The sequence below is a fragment of the Saccharothrix stipae genome, from assembly GCF_054781895.1.
Genome location: NZ_BAAGTN010000009.1, coordinates 164,734 through 186,247 on the forward strand (window position 1 = coordinate 164,734; position 21,514 = coordinate 186,247).

Consider the following 21,514-nt stretch of genomic DNA (forward strand, 5'->3'; position numbering starts at 1 on the left):
GCCGCAGGCGGGACTGCCGCCGAGGGCACCGCTCAAGGGTCCTGCCGCGGGTCCGCCCCGTGGTCGGCCTGCTGATCCAGGTCGGCGTGGCCCTGGTCCACCTGTTCCGGGACTGACTCCAGTTCGGCCACCAGGTCGCGCACCCGTTGCGCCGCGTCGTCGTCGGTCCCGATGAGCAGCGCGAGCGCGCGGTTGAACCGCCGGTGCGCCACAGCCCGGTCGCCCGCCAGCCACAGGGCCCGGCCCAGCAGGGTCAGGCACCCGGCCCGTTCGGCGGCCACCGATCCCCCCGGGTCGGGCAGGTCGTCGAACACCTTGTCCGCCCGGGACAGGTAGTTGACCGCGGAGTCGAACCGGCCCACCTCGATCATCAACGAGCCGAGGTGGGTGAGCGCGCGTGCGGTGCCCGGCCGGTCGTCGTGCAGGAGGTGGAGCTCCAGCACCTCGTCGGCGCACCCGACGACCTTGTGCAGCCGGCCCTGGGCGCGGTAGGTGGCGGCCAGGTCGTGCAGCGCCCCCGCGGCGGCGTCCGCGTCGTCGTCGCGCAGGCGGTGGATCGCCAACTCCCGCATCCCGGCGACGGCGGCCAGGCGGAGCGCTCCCCGCCCGCGCAGGGATTGCGCGGCCCGGCGGAAGCCCGTGGCCAGGAGCAGGGACGTGGGCAGCGCGGTGGCGAGCTCGGCTCCGACGGCGAGCACGTCGTGCGCCCACGCCTCGTCCGCGTCGGGGGGGACCACCGGCCAGACGTCGGCGAACAGCGCGACCGCGGCCTCCGGTTCGGCCACCGCGTCGCGGAGGGTGGCGAGGAGCTCGTCGCGGTGGGCGTCGAACCAGGCGTGCCCGGCGTCCTGCCCGGCGGCCGGCAGGTCTCGGCGCAACCGCGCGACCGCGTGCCGTGGCTCGTCGCTCACCTGGTGCCATCCTTCCGCGTCCCCGGGTCGATGGACCGGCCTCCGGGTGGTGGACCACTGGTCTCATCGCTGTGCGACGTCACTTGATCACGAGTGTCAACCAAACGGGTGAGGCCGAACACCGCTGAAGTAGCGGACTCTCGGCGAAACCAGTCACACGTGCGCGGGACGGGGGCACCACGGACCGTCATCACCGCTGCGTGGGGACGACCTCGAACAGGTCGTCGAACTGCATCGGGGCGAGCGCCGTCAACGCGCCGCCGATGAACGCCGGGCCGGGCTGGAGGTGACCGCTGAGCACGCGGGCGACCGTGGAGCGGTTGACGTCCATCGCCTTGGCCAGCGCGTAGTCCGACTCGAACCCGGCGAGCCGGGCGGCTCTGGTGAAGACGTCGGTGCGGAGCTTGATCGTGTTCGGCATGGCCCGCCTCGTGTTGTGCGCGCCCAACGCATGTTGTGGCCTCACAACGTTATCAGTGAGTTGTGCTCACACGACCGGCGTTGTGCTGGCACAACGTGCAGGTCAGTGTTCACCTGGGGGTGTGCGCAACGAACGTTGCGCGTGCGCACGTAACATGGCCGGATGACCACAGACGAGAGTGCGGACTCGCCCTGGTGGGACTTCGTCCAACGCCAACTGGACGACCGCGGGATGTCCACAGCGGACCTGTCCGAGAAGACCGGTCTGGACCGAAGTCGTTTCACCGAGTGGCGGCGGGGCAAGGGCGCGTCACTCGACACCGCCCGCCTGGTCGCCAAGGCGTTCGGCATGAGTCCGTTGGAGGTGATGGTGAAGGCGCAGCTGATCAGCGCCCAGGAGGCGAAGCTGAACCGGACCAGTCCCGATCCGGCGCAACTGACGGATCAACAACTGCTGGCCGAACTGGGCCGCCGCCTCAAGCGCTCGTCCTGAGGCGGGTTCGATCGGACTCCTACGCGTTGTCGAAGCTGCTTCGGCTTCGACAACGCGTCCGCACCACGACCACCGGTGAGCCGCAGTTGTGCCCTGGCGCAAGGGTTCGCGAGGGTTATCGTGATCTTCTCGGTCTCAGGCCCTCGTGGAGGACTCATGGACGGCGCGCTCAGATACCGCATCCTGCACGTCACCCGACGCGAGGTCGGCGACCACGCCTCCACGTCGGCGAGCCTGGAGAACCACGACACCGGCGTGATCGAGAGACTGGCCGACCGCGACAACACCGCCGAGGCCGTCTGCGACACCTGCGGCGCCCAACTGCTGATCACCGCCCAGTCCGACGCCGAGGTCGCGCGGCAGCACCTCCAGCACCGGCGCTTCCACCGGCTGTGGCCACTGTTCGGCCTCCTCACCGCCGCCTGCGCCGCCTGGCTGGTGACGATCCTGCGCGCCGAGGACAGCTCCACGCTCCCATTCCTCACCGCCACCGCCGCGTGCCTCACCCTGGCCGCCCTCACGGTCCTGAGCCTGCTCTCCGCCCCCACCCGCGGCCAGTTCCCACTGCGCGTCGACCGCACCGACTACCACCCCGACGGCTCCACGAGCCACCTGGCCGCACTGGTCACCGCCGACCGGGACCCCAACCACTGACCGGGCCCGCCTCACTGACAACGACCGGCAAAAGATCAGGCCCCAAGCGCGTTGCCGCTGCTCAGGGCCTGATTCACCCGGCGAAAGGTGAGTGCCCCCGGCAGGATTCGAACCTGCGACACACGGTTTAGGAAGGCGTGTGGCGCAGCTCTGCGGTCATGTCTCCTGACCTGCGCCAAAGCGGCACCCCGTCGCCTACGTCTGCGGAGCCATTTCGCAGTGGCTTCGCGTTTCGCGCTGAGGGCTCCCAGACGACCCGACCCTGCTCGGTGGCAAGACGGCGAAGCCGTCGCGGCAGCCGATCGCCGTGCCCAGCCCACCCTAGCCGGGTAACCGCGCGATCGTCCGACCGCCAAGCCGCGGAACTCGTGGGCCTCCAGCTCACTATCTCCTCGCGTGCCGCCTCCGGACCACGTGCACCGACTCCGCGCACGGCCGACGGGCGGAGCGAAGCGGGAGCCCGGCGTGCCGCGATGCGGGGAGTCGGTGCCAACGTGCGTCCGTCCCAGCCGCGCGCAACCGCAGGCGGCGCGCGCCTTGATCCTGTAGAGCTGCTTTCGGCAAGTTCGCTGTAGCTACAGTATGCCTGGAGGATTAGTTTCTGCCGGTCCGGAGGTGCATCGGTGAGCGACGATGAAGGCGCTGCTGAAAAGTCACTATTTGGTGATGCGCGAGACAACTTCATGCAGTACATATCCCGACGAAGCATAAAATTTGACGTACGCAGAGTGACCACAGAAGAGGGCGAGTCGCAGTCGACGCTGTTCGTGGACTTTCCGAACGGTAGAGAAGTTCGTACGGTACATATAAACGCCCAAATGGCCGATTATTTTCTTGCGACGGGCCTCGGGGATATCGTTTTCCTTGGCGATTATATAGCGTATGGTGACCGGACCTCAGGGGTCATCGAAGCGCAGATTCGTAGTGCGGCACGAGGTACCTCAACTAATGATTTGCGGCTCCTTCCCGGCGTTGTACTTGCAGATAATGAAGTACTTTCTACTGCTTCCGACGCTGATGGTGAGACTGGCGGCGAGGATCCAATCGAAGATGATGTGGACGAGACGGACGCGCCTGTCGAGGATCAAAAGATAGGTAGTCATAATTGGCGGCTGGATATTATTTCTGGAAACTCTTCCATGGGTATCGAGCTATCTCCGGTCAGTCGAAAATTTGCCGTACTTACGCGTAGTCGACTCAATAGGTTCAGGCCGGACGTCAGCATGAAAATCAAAGGTTTGACGCTGGATCGCCACGACGACCTTCTCGACCTACTTGAACGGTATTCGCGCGCACTTTTCTTCGAAATTGACTTGAAGTTCAATATGTCGTTGACACTGACTAAGCAAGTTAAATTGCGCGCGGGCGGAGCAGCTTTTCGGCGGCGCAATATGAGTGACGCACCGATGGTGATGCCAAGAAACAAGTACGCCAAGCCTGCGGTTGACTTGTATTTTTACGCGCGTTCTGCAACCGGGATGCCGTTGCTTCAGTACCTGGCATACTATCAAGCAATTGAATTCTTTTTTCCTTCGTTCTTTCATTCGGAGGTGATTCGGAAGCTCAGGCAGGAGCTTCGAGATCCTCGGTTCAATGTCGATGACGATGGGGAACTGCAACGACTGCTATCCATTGCTAGCACCTCAGGAAAAGGCGGAATATCCGAGCGGCAACAGTTGCGCGCGACGCTAACGGCTTGTGTAGACGATGATAGCGTTGAGAGTTTTATTCGAAGCGGTCCTACCGTCAAGCGTCTCTTCGACGAAAAGAAGGTGATCGACGACGCGCCCGACCTCAATGTGAAGAGCAATTCTCCTCTTGTCGAGCAAGTTGCTGAGAGGGTCTACGCGATTCGTTGTAGAATTGTCCACACCAAGGAAGACGGTGGTGTCGGTGGGGCGAAAGTCATGCTTCCTTTCGGTAACGAGGCTGGAAATCTTGGTGCTGACATCGCTTTGATTCGTTTCCTGGCGCAGAAAGTGATTATTGCAGGGAGCCGTGGAAGTCTATGAATATCAACGCGTGGTCAGTAGCAGAGAATTGTCTCGCCCAAGAGTTGCCGAAACGCTGGGCCCATGTTCGCGGTGTTCGTGGCCGTGCGAATCTTGTAACTGGCCTGCTGTCCAGTGCGGATGACCGGCAGCTTCTGTTGGACGCGGCTACCCTTCATGATATTGGCTACTCTTCTTCGCTGGTAAGGACTGCCTTTCATGCACTCGACGGCGCTTACTACCTGGAAGAAATTGGCGCCCCTCGACGGCTATGCGCGCTGGTGGCCCACCATTCTTGTGCGCGTCTAGAGGCTGAATTGAGAGGTCTCTCGAGTGAGCTGTCTGTATGGGAAGATGAAAAAACGTCTTTAAGAGATGCTTTGTGGTGGGCCGATATGACGACTACGCCAGACGGAGGAAATACTACTATTCATTATAGACTCCTGGAAATTGAGTTGCGCTATGGTCCGGAGAATCTAGTCACGAAGTTCATTCACTGCGCAAAGTCAGAGTTGTTGGCTGCGGTGGAGCGGACGGAGGAGCGGATGCGGGTTGCTGGATTGGGTCACTTGGCGAAGTAGGGAGTGGTCCGCGGTTCGAAGCCGTGCTCGATCCGGAGGCGGATCGAGGGGTGGATGTTGAGGGCTTCGAGATCTTCGCGGGTTACCCAGTGGACTTCGCTGGACTCGTTGCTTGTGCGCAGCTCGCCTCCCGTGGGCTGAGCGCGGAAGCAGATGGAGAACTCCTGGCGGACTTCGCCGTCCGTGTAGGAGATGACGTGGGCCGGGTCGGAGTAGACGCCGATGATATCGGTGGGGTCTACGTCGATGCCGGTCTCTTCCTTGACCTCGCGGATGACGGTGTGGCCGATGGTCTCGCCTACATCCTGGGCTCCACCGGGGATGGAGTAGAGGTCGTTGTCGGTGCGGCGGATCATGAGCAGGCGGCCTTGGTCGTCCTGGACGAACGCGGTCACGGCTACGACGATGTTGGTCGCCTTGGGGGCGTTGGGGTCGTTGTAGTGGTCGGTGCGCGCCATGTCTCCCTGCCTACCACTTGGGTGGCTTGGCGTCGTCCCAGACGCCCTGGAAACTCTCGGCGTAGGTCTCGAAGAGGTCGCCTCCGGAGAGGCGGCGCAAGTGGAGAACCGGGGCGTGAGCTGCCATAAAGCCGTGTACGTGCGTGTTGACCAGCATCTCGTCATCGAAGCGGTAGATCGAGTTGTAGAGCGTGGTGCGGTGGCAGCGGATCTCGGCGTGGCCGGTGTCGGCCAGTGGCTTGAAGAACGCGAGGGCGTTGCGGACCTTGGCGGCGAGGGTGCCCTTGCCGATGCCCTCCTCCTCGCTGCGGCGGGCTACCTCGCGGCTGGCCGGGTCGCCAAGCAGTAGGCGGATCTTGACGCCTGCCTCGGCCTTCTGGCGGAAGGTTTTGATCAGGCTCGGGTTGTCGGTGAGGAACATGCCCGAGTAGATCAGGATCGAGATGTTCATCCGGGCCTGGTCGACCAGGTGGGACCACTGCTCCTGGGGGACGGAGTGGCGGTGCGGGTAGACCTGCACGACCTCCGATTGGGTGATCTCCTTCTTGGCATCCGGGGCGAGTGCGTTGGGCCAGAGGTAGGTCTCGGCCTCCCGGACCATGGCCGCGATGGTGCGCCGGTGGCGGGGGTACGGGGTCCGGTCGAGGTTGATCCAGCGTTCGACTGTCTTGGGGTCCACACCGGTGGCCTTGGCTACCTGGTTGATGTCAAAACCGTTGCGTAGCAACGAGTCTCGTAGGCGTTGGTTCGGCATGGTTCCCCCTGTGGAACGAGTTGGGACGTCTTTAAGCTATCAAGGACGTCTTTAGTTGTCCCGCTGTGCGGTGCTGCCGTCCCGCATTTCTGCCGAAAGTGGTTGGTGTCAAGGTGCTGGACAGAGGGTCCAGCCGACACCGACGTCAGGAGAACGGCTGTGGCGATCTCGGGTGGGAGCAGGCTCCCCACGTCGCACGACTTCGTGTTCCCGCGTGGCGCGCTGGTGATGAGCGTGGAGCCGGTGCTCAAGTTCCAGTCCGCCGAGGAGCGGGCGAAGGGGCTGCCGGTGCAGCAGGAGACGGACAAGGAGACCGGGCTGTTGGTGTGGTCGGTCCTGGTGATCGACCAGGCGGCGGAGCGGAAGGCAGAGGCCGCAGTGACGGTGAAGATCGCGGCTTCTCACCAGCCGGTGCCGCCGGAGGCGATTCCGGGCACCGACGTGCGGCCGGTGGTGTTCGAGGGGTTGACGGTGACGCCCTGGATTGACGACAAGGCGTGCCGGGGCAGCCACGGCGGTGAGCGGCACCGGTGCCGGGCGAAGCTCGGGTACAGCCTGCGGGCGACCGGGATGAAGCCGGTCGTCGTCAAGTCCGCGCCCAAGGCCGCGTGACCCCCGGTGGCTGACATGGTCCGTCTGCATGTCACCGCTGACCTGCCGATTCGGGTCGAGCCGCTGGTGTTCGCCGGGAGGGTGGAGTTCCGGCTCGGTAACGCGTTCCCGGCGGTGCTGGTCGTTGATCGGGACGCGTTGCCGCGTCTGGCCCAGGCCGTCGCCGAGGGACAGGCCGCGTTGGGGACGCCTCCTGAGGTTGGGGGTGCGTGATGGCTCAAACGAAGAAAGTCGACCCGTGGGCGGCGGCGTACGCGGTGACGTTGCTCAAGGACGCGCACGAGGCGTTGACGCACCTGATGCCTGCGCCGGACGCGTCGCCTGAGGTGCGGCGGGAGTTCTACCTGCGGTCGGCCGAGGTGTATGCGCGAGTCGCGGAGGTTGATCGGGGTCATCACCACGAGGCGCTGTATTGGGCCAAGCGCGAGCGGGCCAAGGCTGAGGGGGTTGAGTCGGATGAGCGTTGACCAGGCTGCGAAGCGGACTCGCGGTGGTGCGGACTTGGCTCAGGTTGTGCGGGACGGCTTGTCGTTGGAGCGGTTGTCCGATGCCGGGTACACGCACGCGATGTTCGAAGGAGTGATGAACCAGCTCGTCGGCTACCCGCACGAGGAACGGTCGTTGCGGATGTTGTCGCGGGCAGCTCACGTGCCGTACGCGGCCGTGCGCAGGATCTGCGCCGACTTGGCGGAGTTGGGGCATCTAACCGTCGACGCGGCCACGTTGCCGGGCGGGCTGTCAGCGCACCGGCCTCGGTTGTCACCAGCGGGGTTGGCCTATTGGGGTGGTCCTGGGGTGGCGCACGGCTGGTTGCGTGACGGTGCGGCTTGGCGCGATCCGCGGTTGGCGTCGGTGATGGGCGCACGGCTGTCGGTCGAAGACCGGGCACGCGGTGAGGTGGTCGGCTACTCGTTCCCGGTGCTGTTCCGGGTGGCGGATGCGCTGGTGCTGGTGCCCTCGCGGGAGTGGCGCATCGAGGACTTGGTGACGGCGGCTGGTGCCGATGAGGGCATGGTGCGTGTGGCCTGCCTGGATCTGGCAGCCGCCGGTCATGCCACGGCTCACGAGTGGCGGGAGCGCGGCGGGGCGAGCCGTGAGGAAACACGGTTCTCGATCACCCTCGGTGGGCTCGCGGCTTGGCTGCCGTGGATGCCTGACCCGCTCGACTACTAGCTGACCGGTGGTGTGGGCGGGCATCGGATGCGGCGGTGTCCGCCCGCACTGGCGGGTGACAACTGAAGACGATCACTGACCTGTCGGTCGTGGTCGTCGGTGAACGGACCTCAAGTCTTGGCGGGCCTGGAGCAGTTCACCGACGACGCAACGACCGGTCATTCTCGCGCGCTTTTGTTGACACACAAGGGGTTCCGGTCATGTCAAGGCTATCGGTACGTGGGGTGCGCGCGTCAAGTCGGCGCAGTGCTCCGACAGTGTGGAAGTTGTCCAACGGTCGCCCCTGTGGGGCGTGCAAGCGGTTCGGTGTCTACGCCCGTAACCAGCTCGTTTGTTGCGGTTGCCTGGGTTGGTTGCCGTTGATTTTCGCCCCCATGGGGTGTGTGCGATGAACGGCGGGAAGTGGGTCGACCCGGCTCCGTTCGAGGGCGTTCGGCCTCGGGTGCCGTGGTGGGTGCTCGTACCGGGCAAGGCCAAGTGGATTGCGGCCTTGGTGGCGCTGGTCTGGCTGGTGGTGATCGGCATCGTGCGCCTGGTGCTCGTCGTCGTCCGGTACCCGGTGGTCACGTTGGTGCCGGTGTCGGCGGCTTGGTGCTGGTGGCGGTTCGGGCTCTCGCCGCTCGTGCTAGCCCTGTTGTCGCTGGTTGCGGCGTTGCTGATCTGGGCTGGCCTGGATCGCGGGTCGTTTCTACGGCACGGCTGGTACCGGTTGGTGACCGAGTGGCGGCGGGCGACGGTGTACGTGCCGAAGTGGCGGTCGGTGATGCGGTTGGCTGACCTGGCCAAGCGGGACCGTGGGCGCGAGTACCGGCCGAAGCTGCGCCGGGTCCGGTCGGAGGGCTGGCGGGATCGGGTTCGGGTCCGGATGGTGCCTGCCCAGTCGCCGGAGGCGTGGGAGCTGCGGCGGGATGGCCTGGCGCACTCGTTCGGTGCTCGTTCGTGTCGGGTGCGGGTGCTGCCGCCTCGGGTGATCGAGCTGGATTTCGTCCACCGTGACCCGCTGCTGCGTCCGCTCACTGTGCCCGCGCTGACGGACTCGACCGAGGTGGATCTCAAGCGGGTGGTGGTCGGCCGGACGGAGACGGGCAAGCCTTGGCGGTTGCGCCTGCTCGGATCTCAGGTGCTCGTGGTCGGCGTGCCTGGTGCGGGCAAGGGCTCGGTGTTGTGGTCGCTGGTGTGGCAGCTCGCCCCGGCCGTCCGTGCGGGCCTGGTGCGGCTGGTGGGGATCGACCCGAAGGGCGGGATGGAACTCGGGCAGTGCCCGGACGCCTTCGACCGTGTCGTGTACGACAACGGACCGGAAGCCGTTGCCTTGCTTGAAGAAATCGCCGCAGAAGTCAAGGAGCGGGCCACGCGGTACCGGGGTGTGCGGCGGCTGTGGGCACGGTCGACAGGAGAGCCATTCACCGTCCTGATCGTGGACGAGCTAGCGGACCTGATCGCCTACCAGCCGGACAAGCAGCTCCGCGAACGGGCCGTGCGAGCTATCCAGACGATCACCTCACAGGGGCGTGCACCTGGCTATGCGGTCGTGGGCTTGGTCCAAGACCCGCGCAAGGAAGTCGTGTCCTTCCGGCACCTGTTCGCCACCCGTGTGGCGCTGCGCCTGGACGAGCCGCAACAGGTCGACATGGTCCTTGGCGACGGTGTGCGGCAACGCGGCGCGGCGGCACACGAGATCAGCGAGGACACGCCCGGTGTCGCCTGGGTGAAGGAGGACGGGCAGCGGGAGCCGGAACGGGCTCGGGCGTTCCACGTCACCGATGCCGACTTGGTCGAGCTGGGGGTGTTCCTGGCCGATGCGAAGGTGCACGACTTCCCGACTCGACCGGACGGCTCGGGGGAGGTAGCGGCGTGAGCGAGTACCTGACTCGTGCCGACCGGATGAAGCAACCGACGGCGCTGGACGTGGCCCGGGCCGTGGCCGAAGAGCACGGCGTCTGCGTCCGACCGCTGGCCAAGGAGCGGATCGACCTGGATACCGGGCGGGTCGGGATTGTGCCCGTGGCGTGCGGGTCGACCGTGGCGAGTGTGTGTCCGACATGCGCGGAGAAGAACCGCAGGTTGCGGATGGTGCAGTGTCGCGAGGGATGGCATCTGACCGAGGAACCCGACTTCACCCCGGACCAGCCCAGTGACGATCAGCGGGCACTGACCGCCTACCGGGCCGACCTGGTGAAGGTGTACCGGCAGGCGGTCGAAGAGGGCGACGAGATCGGCGCTGAGGAGGTTCGAGAAGAGGTCGCAGGGGTCGACGCCGAACTTCGGCAGCTCGGAGTCCGCGGTTCGCTCCCCGCGCTGGAGGCACGTCCACGGATCACCCGGAAGCGGTCGACCAGGCGGCGGCAGGATGCACCGAACCTGCCTCGGCGGCCGGTCCAGAAGCGCACGGTCGGCCGGGTCTTCGGCGGCAAGTACCAGCCCTCGACCTTCCTCACGCTGACGCTGGACAGCTACGGCAAGGTGCGCTCGGACGGCACGCCGGTAGACCCGAACACCTACGACTACCGGCGTGCGGCTCGGGACGCGGTGCACTTCGCGGCCCTGCTCGATCGGTTCGTGCAGAACCTGCGGCGGTGCGTGGGCTGGGATGTGCAGTACTTCTCGACCGTCGAACCTCAGCGGCGACTGGCGCCGCACTGGCACGCCGCTATCAGGGGTTCGATCTCGCGGGCGGAGCTGCGGGCGGTCGCTGAGGCTACCTATCACCAGGTGTGGTGGCCGAACCATGACGAGATCAAGTACGGCGCCGACAACCGGCCGGTGTGGGACTCACGGGCGAAGGGGTTCGTAGACCCGGCTACCCGCGAACCGCTGCCGACGTGGGACGAGGCACTGGACCAGGTGGAGCGTCCGGCGCATGTGGCGCGGTTCGGGGTGCAGGTGCACTCCAAGGGCATCCTCGGCGGCACAGAGGAGGCCGGTCGGCACATCGGCTACCTGACGAAGTACCTGACCAAGAGCATCGGGGAGTGCTTCGACGCCCAGACCAACCGCCAGGAGGAGCACGCCGAACGGCTGTGCGTTGAGCTGGCCGTGACACCGTGCTCGCCGCAGTGCCCGGTGTGGCTGCTCTATGGCGTCCAACCCAAGGGCGCTCGCCTGTCGATGGAACCCGGCCGGTGCAAGGGCAAGGCACACAAGCGCTCAACCCTGGGCGTCGCCGGTCGACGGGTGCTGGTGTCGCGGAAGTGGTCCGGCAAGTCGCTCGCCGACCACAAGCACGACCGCAAGGAATTCGTTCGGCAACTGCTTGTCGACGTGGGGATCACCGGGGACGACCAGCCCAAACGGGTCGTCTGGAACAACGTGCAGCCCGGTGACCCGAACGTGCCCCCAAGACCACACCTGCTGCTGCGGGCGGTCGCGGAGCGGCGTCGATGGAAGGCCGAGTACACGGCGGCGTTGCTCGCCTCGGCCAGTCCGCCAAACCGTTCGGCAACGTCTCAAGCTGCGTAAACGGGGGTTCGGGGATGAGTGGCAAGGTGCGTGAGCTGGCTGAGTTGATGTCTGTTCCGGAGATGCTGGAGGCCCTGGGCGGGGAGGTCTCGCGGGACACGTTCTACAAGTGGCGGCAGACAGGGAAGGGGCCTCGGTGCTTCTCGCTGCCCAACGGTGAGCTGCGGTGCAAGCGGGTGGACTTCCTCGCTTGGCTCGATGATTTGTACCGGGCGGCGGCATGACCACCACGTTCAAGGTTCGGTTTTGGGAGATCGCGGACTGGTCGAAGAAGAAGGGCAAGGACGGGAAGCGGAAGGCTCGGCCGTACGGCGTGCGGTGGGTGACTGACACCAAGTCGCACTCGGAGTGGTTCGGGACCAAAGCCCTGGCCAACAGTCGGCGGTCGGAGCTGATGCAGGCTGCTCGAAGGGGTGAGGAGTTCGACGTCGAGACGGGTTACCCGGTCTCGGAGCTGAAGCGGCGCAACTCGCTGTCCTTCGTGGAGTTCGCCCAGTCCTACATGGACATGAAGTGGCCGGATGCTGCTGCTACCACGCGAGGTAGCACCGTGGAGGCGTTGGCTACGGCTGGGGCCGCATTCGTCCGGGATGGAGCTGGACGGCCGGAGGTGAACGAGTTGCGGGGCGTGCTCACGCGCAACCTGCTGCCTCCGACTACCCGAGACGACGAACTGTCGCGTGAGGGGCGGGAGGTCGTTGACTGGCTGGTACGGAACTCGCGTCCGCTGTTCGAGCTGACGGACGCGGTGGCGGTTCGTGAGGTGCTGGATGCGTTGGCGGTGAAGCTCGACGGCAAGGCGGCGGCTGCGACGGTCTACCAGCGGAAACGGGCGGTGTTGTTCAACCTGCTGTCTTACGCTGTCGAGTTGGGGCTCATCCCGGACAACCCGCTGACCAGGGTGAAGCGCAAGGTCACGAAGGTGGTCGAGCAGGTCGACCCGCGTGTCGTCGCCAACCCTGGCCAGGTGGAGCGGCTGTTGACTGCGGTGACCTACGTCGGTCGGCGGAACCAGGACCGGGGCGCGCACTTGGCGGCGTTCTTCGCGACCGGCTACTACGCGGCTGCTCGGCCCGCTGAGGGCCTGGGGCTCCGTGAGGACGACTGCAACCTGCCCGAGGAGGGCTGGGGCCTGCTCATGCTTGGTGAGTCGCGTCCGGCGGCCGGGAAGCGGTGGACGGACTCGGGGGAGGTGCACGACCGGCGCGGCCTGAAGCACCGTGGGGTGAAGGACGTGCGGCCGGTGCCGATCCCGCCGGTACTCGTCCGCATCCTGCGGGACCACCTCGACCGGTTCGGGACCGGGCCGGACGGGCGGCTGTTCCGCTCACCCGGTGGAGGGGTCGTGTCGTCGTCCACCTACTACCGAGTGTGGGAGGAGGCCCGCCAGTACGCCCTGACGCCTGCTCAGGCGGCCTCTCCACTGGCTGGGCGGCCATACGACCTTCGGCACGCCGCAGTATCCCTGTGGCTGAATGGCGGCGTTCCGGCTCCCGAGGTGGCAGAGCGAGCGGGCCATTCAGTAGACGTGCTACTCAAAGTTTATGCAAAGTGCATCGACGGGCAGATCGGGACGATCAATCGGGTGATCGAAGGATTGTATCGAGACTTCAGATAGCTACTTCAATCCGAGTTTATGCAACTCCGTCGCACCGTGATGCTGTAACAACGAGCCGCCCACCATGGATATGTCGTATGTGGAGATGTGGGGGTGCAGGCTGTCGGAAATGGCCTACGTCCCGACGTTGCTGACAGATGCTCTCGAAAAAATTGGGTGGTGTGGCAATGGAGCAGCAGAACGCCAACCCTGTGGCGCTAATTGAGCGACTCTGGGGTGGAACGCTCGACTGGGCATTAGCATACGAAATATCTAGATCGCCTGCCACTAAACTTCAAGAGTTTATGGAAGCTTACTCGGAGCTTATAGTTCGAGCTCGGCCGCCGGTTCTGCGCCCTGGGATGTTGCGACCTGAGGTTCGCCGTACTTACGGGGACATGTTGAGGTCCCGTGCATCTTCCTCCGCGATCGACTCCGGGCTTAAGTTTCTTCTGTATACGCCCGAAGTGTTGATTGATGACCCGCTCGATCGGGGATTTTTGACCCTATCTTCGATCGAAGAGCAGCGGGACTCGATATCTAGGTCTGTCCATCAATTGGCCGAGGTGAGGCCACTTGTAGAGTCAGGAAGCATGAGGTTTGCCCTCTTGAGTCGTGCTCGACACCCTGCTTATTCTGGGGCTGATGTATTCGGCGACTATGAGAGTATAATTGCAGACCTTGGCGGTGCTGAAGATGTGCGGGCAGCTTTTGAGGACTTCGCGCGGTCGATTGAAAGTTCTGAGTCTAATGTCTACGGTTGGCTACTAAATGACGTGCTTTCTTCAATCACCGTGTGGACGAGATGGTCTGAGTCCTTTACTCCCCTGATGCATGGGTCGCTCGAACTGATGCTGCTGCAAAATGCTGTCATCCGTGCTGGAAAGTTGCGGACCGACGGTCGTACTGAGGCTCTTACTAAACTTGCTAACATTTCGGTCCCTGAGTTGAAGTTGAACATCGGGCAATTGGTCAATATTCGCAGGAATGATGAACTCTTTGCGGAATGGCGCCAGTCGATTGAGGCCGCTTTGGGGCATGTTAGTCAAATTTCGGAGAACGATTTGGACTGGCAGTCTCACGCGAGGGGGATACTTCGCGATGGTCTGGCAACCGTGGAGGAGAAAGCAAAAAAGAGTCTGAAGGGTTCAGGGTTTCTCCCATCTGTCGCCAGTGGCTTCAAAAGCTTCACCTTTGCCGGGCTCGGTGGTGTTGCTGGGGCCTCGATCGGCGGTGGGAGCGTTGTGGGTGCGCTGTCGGGCGCTGCACTGGGGAAAGCGGCCGAGACCATCGCAACTCTGACGGCGTCTCTGCGCTCCCGTCGGGAGCACAGGGCGGTGCTAGACATCGTCATGGCTGTCGGGGGTGAGCGCTAGAGGGCGGTGGTCGGCACCGAGGTCTCCTACGCCTCCGCCCGTGCCGCCGAAGTGGAGGAGACGGTGCTAGCAGGCTCTGTGGGGGTGGAGCGGTTTCGCAGTGGCTTCGCGAACCCCGGCAGACGGGGGCAGATTCCGGCTGACGGCGACGGACCTCAAAGATCAGGCCCTGAGCGCGTTGCCGCAGCTCAGGGCCTGATTCACCCGGCGAAAGGTGAGTGCCCCCGGCAGGATTCGAACCTGCGACACACGGTTTAGGAAACCGATGCTCTATCCCCTGAGCTACGAGGGCGCGGGGGTGAGCGTACCGGGTCGGCGGTCGGGCTTCCGGTGGTGGGGTTGTCACTCGGTGGGCCTAGGCATGTGCACCTTGGGTTAGGGGGTCGGCCCCAGGCGGTCGGCTGTACGGGCGAAGTGGGCGACCTCATCTGTTCCGCATCGGTCCAGTGAGGTACAGAAGGGGCATATCCCCCTCCGACGAAAGCCATCCCATGAGCAGCCGACCCTGGCCTGACTTCCGTCCCGGCCCGCTGGGCTCCCTCGGCGCCTGGTGGCGGCGGCTCCGTGCCCGCCCCAACGCCGAGCAGTACACGTTCGTCCCGGCCTCGACCTCCCACCAACACCCGTTCGAGTCGCCGCTGCCCAGCGCCGTCTACGGGCTCGACTTCCACGCCCGCATGACGATCCACTGGCGCGTGGACCTCACCACGGGCGCGCGGCACACCGCACCGCGCAGCGCCGCGGTCAACGACATCATCCACCGGGCCAAGGCGCTGACCGAACGGGCGATGCTCGTCCACCACGCCCCGCTGCAGCACCAGCTCGGCGCGGAACTGGCGGCCGAGCGGCAGGTCGAGGGCACGCACGTGTGGGCACGTGCGGACTCGATCGAGCTGACCGTCGAGGAGCACGACCTGGCGATGGCCCGCAAGCACATCGAACTCCTGCAGACCACCACGATGCGCCAGGCCGAACGGGACGCCGAGCGCGCGGAGATCAAGTACCTGCGCGACGAGGTGCTGACCGACCTGTCCACCGCGACGATCTGGTGGCTGGTCCGCAACGGCTACGAGGTGGAGCAGGCCGTGGTCCTCAGCAGGCACCTGGCCGAACTCGTCGGCATCGCCTCCCAGCGCCGCGACCAGCACTGGGCCGACACGCTGGTCACCTCCTTCGAGAGCGCCCTGCCCCGCCTGGACGACGGCCACCGCGTCGACGTCCGCCTGCACCTGGCCAAGGCGCTCGGCATCTACGGCGGCACGACCGTGGCCGCCGAGTTCGCCGAGCAGGTCGGCCTGCCACCGCAGCTACCGCAGCACCACACCCAGAACGGCGCCAAGCCGCTGACGTGATTGCCTAACCTGGTCCGGTGAACCACAACCTGACGGAGGTGCGCGGCGCGGCGGTGGCCGGCGCGCTGCGTGTCCTCGCCCGGCTGACGCCGTTCGTCGAACCCGAGTTGATCGGCCTGCGCGAGGTGGTGCGGCCCGGTGACGTGTGCGTCGACATCGGCGCCGCGCTCGGCCTGTACACCGTGTCGCTGTCCCGCCTGATCGGTCCACAAGGGACGGTGCACAGCATCGAGCCGCTGGTGTTCGCCCACCCCGCGCTGTCCTTCCTGCTGCGCCCGCGCGAGGGGCGCAACGTGGTGCGGCACGCCGTGGCGCTGGGCGTCAGCGAGGGCCGCGAGGTGATGAGCGTTCCGGTCCGGCACGGCACACCGGTCACCGGCCGCTCGTTCCTCACCTCGGGCGCGGACGGCCTGGGTTCCAACGCCGAGTTCGCCGACCACCTGGAGGTCCTGGTCCGCACGGACACCCTGGACCGGTTCTGCGCGGCCAACGCCATCGACCGGCTCGACTTCGTCAAGGCCGACGTCGAGGGTGCGGAACTGCGGGTGCTGCAAGGAGGTTCGGAGACGATCGAGAGGTTTCGACCGAAACTTCTCCTGGAGATCGAGGAACGGCACGTGCTGCGCTTCGGCTACCGGGCCCGGGACGTGCGGGACTGGCTGGCCGATCGCGGTTACCGGATGCACGCCTGGCACCGCAGCACCTGGCGGCCGGTCGACCGGATCGACGATCGCGTCCGCAACTACCTGTTCGTCGCGCGATAGGCCGGGCACTACAGGTCAGGCGCGGTAGGCGGGCGCGGTGGGCCAGGTCGGAGCGGGAAAGCGGAAGACCCCGGTCCCTGGGGGTGGACCGGGGTCTTCCTGTGGGCCGGTCTACGTGACGTAGACCTCAAGCTCGTGAATCGAGTATCCGTAAACCGTGGCCCGTTGGATACCCGTCATTCGTACGAATCGTGCCGCATCAGGCCGGAACGACGCAAGGTCTTGGCCACCATCACTTGCGGAAGTCGTGTAGACGGTGCGCCAAGCGGCGCCGTCGGTGGACAGTTCTATGCGATACGCCTTGGCATAAGCCGCTTCCCAGGACAGCACGATCCGACCGACGGTGCGCGTCGCGCCCAGGTCGACCTGCACCCACTGCGGGTCCGACCAGTCGCTGGCCCACCGGGTGTCCGGCTTGCCGTCCACCACGTGCGAGGGCGGCGAGTGGTACCAGCCGCGCTCGTAGCTGCTCGCGGTGGCCGTGGCGCCCGCGGCGAGGTTCGCCAGGCTGGTGCCCCGGCGGGACGGGAACTGCACGACCTGCTGGTAGGTGGGCCGGTTCTGCCAGTTCACCTTGTCGTGCGTGATGCCGCCCATGGCCCGGTGGATGATGGTGTCGGCGCACCACTGGTCACCGGCCGCGCACGACGCGTCGCCCGGGTAGACCTGCGCGGCAGGCGTGGCCGCCGCCGCGCGCAGGCTGTCCAGCAGCACCTGCCGGCACGCCGCCACGTCACCGCCGCCGCAGTAGCGGGCGCCCAGGGCGCCGTCGACGCGGTCACCGAGCACGGCGCGCAGGTCCTTGTCGACGTAGCTCCACCAGCCGTACTGGAACGACGAGCCCTTGTGCGGCGCCGAACCGTGCGCGTCCGACGGCGGTTCGTCGACCTGGATCGCACGGGTCAGCTGCCCGTACAGCGCGTCCCCGAGCCCCGGCTTGAACTGAGCCTCCACCAGCCGCGGCCACCACGCGTCGAGCACCCGGACGGCGTCGGCGTGCGCGTAGGCCTTGCTGCCGCGCGAGGTCTCCTTGCGCAGCGACCCGGACCGCTGCCAGTCGCGCAGCTTGCCGACCGCCGACGCGAGCGCCGGGTCGGTCACCGCCGCGGTGTCGATCACCCGCAGCAGGTCGGGCAGCACCTGCTCGGCCCGCAGGTCGGCGACGCCCGCCTCGGCCATGGCCCGGGTCAACGCGGCACGGTTGACACCGCCGCGCGCCACGAGAGCCCGGACGCGGTCGTCCAGCAGGTCGCCGCGGTGCACCGAGCCCATGCCGTAACCGGACGCGGAGAAGTCCGCCGCCTGCTTGTTGTTCCAGCTGACGTAGTAGTCCTGGTTGATGGAGTTCGGGTGCTGCGCGAACGGCGTGTACGTGGCCGTGTTGCGGTCGGCGTTCCAGCCCTCCCACTCGTACGCGGGTTCGGCCCGCACCGGCAGGTGCGGGTCCACGGTCGCCTTGCGCACCGGGTTGGCGCCGGAGTTGAAGTAGGCGGTGTCGCGGGAGTCCACGTAGAACCAGTTGAACGCGTACCCGATGTGCTCGGCGGCGCGCTGGAAGTCCGCCGCCGACGTGATCGCGTCGGGGTCGTTGAACTCCTGGAACCCGATGATCGAGTCGACCTCGTGCAGGTAGGTGGAGCGCAGCGAGGTGTAGGCGACGAACTTCCCGCCGACCTTCGCACGGCTCTGGACGAGGCCGTACTTGGTGCGGTGCACGACGAGCGTGTACGAGCCGGCGGGGGTCGGGTCGGCCACGGTCGGTTTCCAGGAGTTCTTGCGCTCCAACCGCTCCATCGGCAGGCACTGGCCGTGGTAGCGGTAGTGGAGGGAGTCGGCGGTGGGTGCGCCGCCGGAGGGCTCGCACAGCTCCACGGCGTAGGTGTCGGTGATGTCCTGGCCGGCCGACGTCGCGCTCCACGAGTAGTCGACGCCGCGGCCGAGCTGCACGTACATCGACACGCCGGCGAACGACACGCCGCGGGCGCGCAGGCCCGGGCCGTGCAGCTCTTGGAGCATGAGCAGCTGCGGGGCGAAGTAGCCGGTCTGCGGGCCCCAGACGGCGATGGGGTTGCCGGTGTCGGTGTGCGGGCCGGAGACGACCAGCGCGTTCGACATGCCCTGCTTCCTGGTCAGCAGGTCGGGCGGCAGGACGCCGTCGGCGAAGAGGCCCTCCAAGGCCTTGAGGTCCGCCGGTGCGTTGAGGTCCGCCGGGGTGTCCACAGAGGAGGTTTGGTCGTGGACCATCGGTTCCGGGGTGACCACGCCGCCGTCGGGCAGTGCGACACCTTGGGGTGCGGCCGGTGTCGTGCCGTACGGGAAGCGTTGGCCGTCGTGCAGGGTCAGCACGGCCTCCGGGTCGTTCTGCTCCCGGAACGACCGCCAGACCTGCTCGCCGACGGTCGCGCCGTACTTGTTCTGCGCGGCGAGCTTCACCAGCGCGTTCTGCACCTCGCCACCGCCGCCGGCGCCGAACAGCCCGCCCACCACGGCGGCGATCGCGACCAGGTCGGTCGGCTGGAACGGCTTGATGTCGTTCCAGTTGGTGATCGCGTCGGCGTGCCCGGTCAGCACGTACTCGCCCGGGAACGTCCGGTTGTTCACGGAGGTGGTGATGTAGGCGTTGATGCCCGCGATGTAGTCCTTCACGTCCTGCAACGCCTGCGCGCCGCGCGGCCCCTTGGTCGCGACCTGGTCGATCTGCGCCTGGAGGTCGGCCTCGGTGTACGGGATCTGGTTGTAGAAGCTCTGCTCCAGCACCCGGTTGCCCTCGGCCCCACCGGCGAACCCGGACAGCTGACCGCGACCGAGGTGGCGGAACAGGTCCATCAGCCACAGCCGGTCCTGCGCGGCGGCGTAACCCGCGCCGAACTCCGTGCCGGACCGGGTGGTCCCGTAGATGTGGGGAACGCCGAGGGCCTTGTCGCGCACGATCGTGACGTCGGTGCGGGGCTTGATCGTGCTCTCGACCTGGTTGGCCGCGACGCCGAAGGAGGCGTCGTTGAAGAACGCGCCCAGCTGCTCGTTGGTCAGGCCGCCGTAGCCGGACACGAGCGAGTCGTAGCGGCCGAGCTGGTCGGCCGAGTGCGCGGGACGGGTGCCGAGCGCCCGGTGGGCGAGGATCTCGGCGAGGGTCGCGTTGCCGTTCTGGCCGGGTGGCAGCACGTCGTGGCACTGGCCGAGGCAGTGGTCGTCCGGGGTGAACGCGGTGGTCCCGACCTCGGCCTGCGACGTGGCGGAGGCGGCGGAGGCAGGGGTGGGGACGGTCAGGGCGGCCGCGGCGAGGAGGGCGACCACGGCTAGCGATCGGGCGGCTCTCCGCATGGCGCGAAGCTCCTTCCAGGCAGGGATCGTGTGACGCACGTTACTGGCAGGTAGCGGATTCGCGAAAGGTCTTCGCGTTTGAATACGCCCGATTGTGTGGCTGGTGGTTCCGCTGATCGGGTGTGGAGTCTTGACCTATGGAGGTGGTATTGGGAAAAAGGTCCACATGATGCGACGTCGATCGCTGCTTGCCGGGCTTGGTGGTCTCGCCGGCGCGGGGGTGCTCGGCGGTCTGGGTGCCGCGCCGGCTCATGGTTCGCCCGTCCTGCCGATCCGCAGCTGTGCCGACTGGAACGCGAGGCCGCCGGCGCAGCCGACGAGCGTGGTGGCCGAGCGGCCGGTGCGGATCCTGATCCACCACACCGCGTCGGCGAACGTCACCGACTACTCGCAGGCGGCCGCGTACGCCAACGCGCGGTGGATCCAGGACCTGCACATGGACACCAACGGCTGGATCGACTCCGGCCAGCACTTCACCAACAGCCGGGGCGGGTTCCTGATGGAGGGCAGGCACGGCAGCCTGGCGGCGTTGCGCGCGGGCGACCGGGTCGTGGTGGGCGCGCACTGCCCGGGCCAGAACACCGCCGCCATCGGAATCGAGAACGAAGGCCTCTACATGGACGTGGAGCCGCCGAAGTTGCAGTGGGACTCGTTGGTCTCGTTCTGCGTGTACGCGTGCGAGCGGTATGGCCTCCCACCCAGTGGGATCCAGGGCCATCGGGACTACCGGGACACGCTCTGCCCAGGCGACAAGCTCTACGCCCTGCTGCCGCGTCTGCGCCAGGAAGTCGCGCAGGTGCTGAGTTGACCTCGGGTATTTCCTGGCAACTGTGAACAGGCGGAACCCGCGTCCTCCCGTGGTGAGATAACGGGGAATTAACGTCAGCTTGCGTGTTCGTGCGTGAGGCTGGGCGGGTACGAACACGAAACGCCAACGCGGGGAGGCGTCGTGATCAAGGTGATGCTGGCCGATGACGAAGACCTCGTCCGGTCCGGCCTTCGCATGATCCTCAGCAGCGCAGGCGACATGGAAGTCGTGGCCGAATGCGACGACGGGCACCTGGTGGCCGACCTGGCCCGCCGGCACCGCCCGCACGTCGTGCTGCTGGACATCCGGATGCGGTCGTCCGACGGGTTGATGGCGCTGCGCAGGCTGCGCGCCATTCCCGACCCGCCGAAGATCGCCATGCTGACCACGTTCGACGTGGACGAGTACGTCTCGGAGGCGCTCCGGCTGGGCGCCTCGGGTTTCCTGCTCAAGGACACCGAGCCCGAGCAGCTGGTGCGAGCCGTGCGCGACCTCGCGGTGGGTGGCGCGGTGCTCGACCCCGGTGTGGCGGCGCGCGTGCTGGCGGCGGTCGCCGACGGTGAACGGGCGGCCGAGCCCGCTCGGCGGTTGCTGGCCTCGTTGTCCGAGCGGGAGCGCGAGGTGCTGGTCCTCATCGGACAGGGCATGTCGAACGCCGAGATCGGCGGGACGCTGCACCTGTCGGAGGCGACCGTGAAGGGGTACGTGTCGTCGGTGCTCGGGAAGATCGGCGCGGTGAACCGGGTGCAGGCGGCGCTGGTGGCGTTTCGCGGTGGGTTGATCGCGTAGT

General features: G+C 66.4%; 22 protein-coding genes and 1 tRNA gene. 17 read left to right on the forward strand and 6 right to left on the reverse strand.

The window, feature by feature from the left end; genetic code table 11:
• Positions 1-32: 32 nt before the first annotated feature.
• Together ACYVLT_RS23845 and ACYVLT_RS23850 are read right to left on the reverse strand one after the other, a co-directional pair.
• On the reverse strand, positions 33-911 hold the full coding sequence (locus ACYVLT_RS23845; RefSeq protein ID WP_461122429.1) for a tetratricopeptide repeat protein: 879 nt from the start codon (positions 909-911) through the stop codon (positions 33-35).
• Between the two features lie 190 nt (positions 912-1,101).
• Positions 1,102-1,332, reverse strand: coding sequence for a transcriptional regulator (locus ACYVLT_RS23850; protein ID WP_461122430.1), 231 nt, complete (start codon positions 1,330-1,332; stop codon positions 1,102-1,104).
• Between the two features lie 162 nt (positions 1,333-1,494).
• Here ACYVLT_RS23850 and ACYVLT_RS23855 point away from each other — a divergent pair, with 162 nt between their 5' ends.
• The 4 genes from ACYVLT_RS23855 to ACYVLT_RS23870 all read left to right on the forward strand — a co-directional run bounded on the left by ACYVLT_RS23855 (position 1,495) and on the right by ACYVLT_RS23870 (position 5,050).
• A complete protein-coding gene (locus ACYVLT_RS23855; protein WP_461122431.1) occupies positions 1,495-1,824 on the forward strand; it encodes a helix-turn-helix domain-containing protein in 330 nt (109 codons plus the stop codon).
• 156 nt (positions 1,825-1,980) lie between these two features.
• Positions 1,981-2,478: a hypothetical protein gene (locus tag ACYVLT_RS23860; RefSeq protein ID WP_461122432.1), complete on the forward strand. Its 498-nt coding sequence runs from the start codon at positions 1,981-1,983 to the stop codon at positions 2,476-2,478.
• A 623-nt stretch (positions 2,479-3,101) separates the two neighbouring features.
• Positions 3,102-4,490: a hypothetical protein gene (locus ACYVLT_RS23865; protein ID WP_461122433.1), complete on the forward strand. Its 1,389-nt coding sequence runs from the start codon at positions 3,102-3,104 to the stop codon at positions 4,488-4,490.
• Positions 4,487-5,050, forward strand: coding sequence for an HD domain-containing protein (locus ACYVLT_RS23870; RefSeq protein WP_461122434.1), 564 nt, complete (start codon positions 4,487-4,489; stop codon positions 5,048-5,050). The genes ACYVLT_RS23865 and ACYVLT_RS23870 overlap by 4 nt, the downstream gene beginning before the upstream one ends.
• On the opposite strand, the gene ACYVLT_RS23875 is transcribed toward ACYVLT_RS23870, so the two are convergent.
• Positions 5,035-5,508, reverse strand: a complete 474-nt coding sequence (locus ACYVLT_RS23875; RefSeq protein ID WP_461122435.1) for an NUDIX hydrolase — start codon at positions 5,506-5,508, stop codon at positions 5,035-5,037. The two genes, ACYVLT_RS23870 and ACYVLT_RS23875, sit on opposite strands and share 16 nt — an antisense overlap.
• 10 nt (positions 5,509-5,518) lie before the next feature.
• Positions 5,519-6,262, reverse strand: coding sequence for a DUF5919 domain-containing protein (locus ACYVLT_RS23880; RefSeq protein ID WP_461122436.1), 744 nt, complete (start codon positions 6,260-6,262; stop codon positions 5,519-5,521).
• 159 nt (positions 6,263-6,421) lie between these two features.
• On the opposite strand from ACYVLT_RS23880, the gene ACYVLT_RS23885 reads away from it, so the two are divergent.
• The 9 genes from ACYVLT_RS23885 to ACYVLT_RS23925 all read left to right on the forward strand — a co-directional run bounded on the left by ACYVLT_RS23885 (position 6,422) and on the right by ACYVLT_RS23925 (position 14,479).
• Entirely contained in the window at positions 6,422-6,874 is a 453-nt protein-coding gene (locus ACYVLT_RS23885; protein WP_461122437.1) for a hypothetical protein, read from the forward strand.
• A 15-nt stretch (positions 6,875-6,889) separates the two neighbouring features.
• Positions 6,890-7,087: a hypothetical protein gene (locus tag ACYVLT_RS23890; RefSeq protein WP_461122786.1), complete on the forward strand. Its 198-nt coding sequence runs from the start codon at positions 6,890-6,892 to the stop codon at positions 7,085-7,087.
• Positions 7,087-7,341, forward strand: a complete 255-nt coding sequence (locus tag ACYVLT_RS23895; RefSeq protein ID WP_461122438.1) for an AMED_5909 family protein — start codon at positions 7,087-7,089, stop codon at positions 7,339-7,341. The genes ACYVLT_RS23890 and ACYVLT_RS23895 overlap by 1 nt, the downstream gene beginning before the upstream one ends.
• Positions 7,342-7,375: 34 nt before the next feature.
• A complete protein-coding gene (locus ACYVLT_RS23900; protein WP_461122439.1) occupies positions 7,376-8,047 on the forward strand; it encodes a hypothetical protein in 672 nt (223 codons plus the stop codon).
• 388 nt (positions 8,048-8,435) lie between these two features.
• Positions 8,436-9,905, forward strand: coding sequence for an FtsK/SpoIIIE domain-containing protein (locus ACYVLT_RS23905; protein ID WP_461122440.1), 1,470 nt, complete (start codon positions 8,436-8,438; stop codon positions 9,903-9,905).
• Positions 9,906-9,931: 26 nt separating this feature from the next.
• On the forward strand, positions 9,932-11,506 hold the full coding sequence (locus tag ACYVLT_RS23910) for a replication initiator (protein WP_461122787.1): 1,575 nt from the start codon (positions 9,932-9,934) through the stop codon (positions 11,504-11,506).
• A gap of 26 nt (positions 11,507-11,532) precedes the next feature.
• Positions 11,533-11,730 carry a helix-turn-helix transcriptional regulator gene (locus ACYVLT_RS23915; RefSeq protein ID WP_461122441.1) on the forward strand — a complete coding sequence of 66 codons (198 nt, stop codon included), beginning with the start codon at positions 11,533-11,535 and terminating at the stop codon, positions 11,728-11,730.
• Positions 11,727-13,124 (forward strand): tyrosine-type recombinase/integrase, encoded by a 1,398-nt coding sequence (locus ACYVLT_RS23920; protein ID WP_461122442.1) that lies wholly within the window; start codon positions 11,727-11,729, stop codon positions 13,122-13,124. Before ACYVLT_RS23915 ends, ACYVLT_RS23920 begins: the two co-directional genes overlap by 4 nt.
• A 572-nt stretch (positions 13,125-13,696) precedes the next feature.
• Positions 13,697-14,479, forward strand: coding sequence for a hypothetical protein (locus ACYVLT_RS23925; RefSeq protein ID WP_461122443.1), 783 nt, complete (start codon positions 13,697-13,699; stop codon positions 14,477-14,479).
• A 219-nt stretch (positions 14,480-14,698) separates the two neighbouring features.
• On the opposite strand, the gene ACYVLT_RS23930 is transcribed toward ACYVLT_RS23925, so the two are convergent.
• Positions 14,699-14,771: transfer RNA gene (locus tag ACYVLT_RS23930), tRNA-Arg, on the reverse strand.
• 199 nt (positions 14,772-14,970) lie between these two features.
• On the opposite strand from ACYVLT_RS23930, the gene ACYVLT_RS23935 reads away from it, so the two are divergent.
• Together ACYVLT_RS23935 and ACYVLT_RS23940 are read left to right on the forward strand one after the other, a co-directional pair.
• Entirely contained in the window at positions 14,971-15,831 is an 861-nt protein-coding gene (locus tag ACYVLT_RS23935) for a hypothetical protein (protein WP_461122444.1), read from the forward strand.
• A 17-nt stretch (positions 15,832-15,848) separates the two neighbouring features.
• Entirely contained in the window at positions 15,849-16,595 is a 747-nt protein-coding gene (locus ACYVLT_RS23940; protein WP_461122445.1) for an FkbM family methyltransferase, read from the forward strand.
• Between the two features lie 111 nt (positions 16,596-16,706).
• Here the strand turns inward: ACYVLT_RS23940 and ACYVLT_RS23945 are convergent, their stop codons facing one another.
• Positions 16,707-19,916: a penicillin acylase family protein gene (locus ACYVLT_RS23945; protein WP_461122446.1), complete on the reverse strand. Its 3,210-nt coding sequence runs from the start codon at positions 19,914-19,916 to the stop codon at positions 16,707-16,709.
• A gap of 166 nt (positions 19,917-20,082) precedes the next feature.
• Here ACYVLT_RS23945 and ACYVLT_RS23950 point away from each other — a divergent pair, with 166 nt between their 5' ends.
• Entirely contained in the window at positions 20,083-20,724 is a 642-nt protein-coding gene (locus ACYVLT_RS23950; protein WP_461122447.1) for a peptidoglycan recognition protein family protein, read from the forward strand.
• A 141-nt stretch (positions 20,725-20,865) separates the two neighbouring features.
• A complete protein-coding gene (locus ACYVLT_RS23955) occupies positions 20,866-21,513 on the forward strand; it encodes a response regulator (protein ID WP_053719266.1) in 648 nt (215 codons plus the stop codon).
• The last annotated feature ends 1 nt before the right edge of the window (position 21,514 follow it).

Bases quoted from the DNA above. Each gene is read 5' to 3' on its own strand.
- ACYVLT_RS23945 (WP_461122446.1), bottom strand. From the start codon at position 19,916: ATGCGGAGAGCCGCCCGATCGCTAGCCGTGGTCGCCCTCCTCGCCGCG.
- ACYVLT_RS23905 (WP_461122440.1), top strand. From the start codon at position 8,436: ATGAACGGCGGGAAGTGGGTCGACCCGGCTCCGTTCGAGGGCGTTCGG.
- ACYVLT_RS23850 (WP_461122430.1), bottom strand. From the start codon at position 1,332: ATGCCGAACACGATCAAGCTCCGCACCGACGTCTTCACCAGAGCCGCC.
- ACYVLT_RS23910 (WP_461122787.1), top strand. From the start codon at position 9,932: ATGAAGCAACCGACGGCGCTGGACGTGGCCCGGGCCGTGGCCGAAGAG.
- ACYVLT_RS23875 (WP_461122435.1), bottom strand. From the start codon at position 5,508: ATGGCGCGCACCGACCACTACAACGACCCCAACGCCCCCAAGGCGACC.
- ACYVLT_RS23855 (WP_461122431.1), top strand. From the start codon at position 1,495: ATGACCACAGACGAGAGTGCGGACTCGCCCTGGTGGGACTTCGTCCAA.
- ACYVLT_RS23880 (WP_461122436.1), bottom strand. From the start codon at position 6,262: ATGCCGAACCAACGCCTACGAGACTCGTTGCTACGCAACGGTTTTGAC.
- ACYVLT_RS23950 (WP_461122447.1), top strand. From the start codon at position 20,083: ATGATGCGACGTCGATCGCTGCTTGCCGGGCTTGGTGGTCTCGCCGGC.
- ACYVLT_RS23870 (WP_461122434.1), top strand. From the start codon at position 4,487: ATGAATATCAACGCGTGGTCAGTAGCAGAGAATTGTCTCGCCCAAGAG.
- ACYVLT_RS23895 (WP_461122438.1), top strand. From the start codon at position 7,087: ATGGCTCAAACGAAGAAAGTCGACCCGTGGGCGGCGGCGTACGCGGTG.
- ACYVLT_RS23890 (WP_461122786.1), top strand. From the start codon at position 6,890: ATGGTCCGTCTGCATGTCACCGCTGACCTGCCGATTCGGGTCGAGCCG.
- ACYVLT_RS23920 (WP_461122442.1), top strand. From the start codon at position 11,727: ATGACCACCACGTTCAAGGTTCGGTTTTGGGAGATCGCGGACTGGTCG.
- ACYVLT_RS23925 (WP_461122443.1), top strand. From the start codon at position 13,697: ATGAGGTTTGCCCTCTTGAGTCGTGCTCGACACCCTGCTTATTCTGGG.
- ACYVLT_RS23860 (WP_461122432.1), top strand. From the start codon at position 1,981: ATGGACGGCGCGCTCAGATACCGCATCCTGCACGTCACCCGACGCGAG.
- ACYVLT_RS23935 (WP_461122444.1), top strand. From the start codon at position 14,971: ATGAGCAGCCGACCCTGGCCTGACTTCCGTCCCGGCCCGCTGGGCTCC.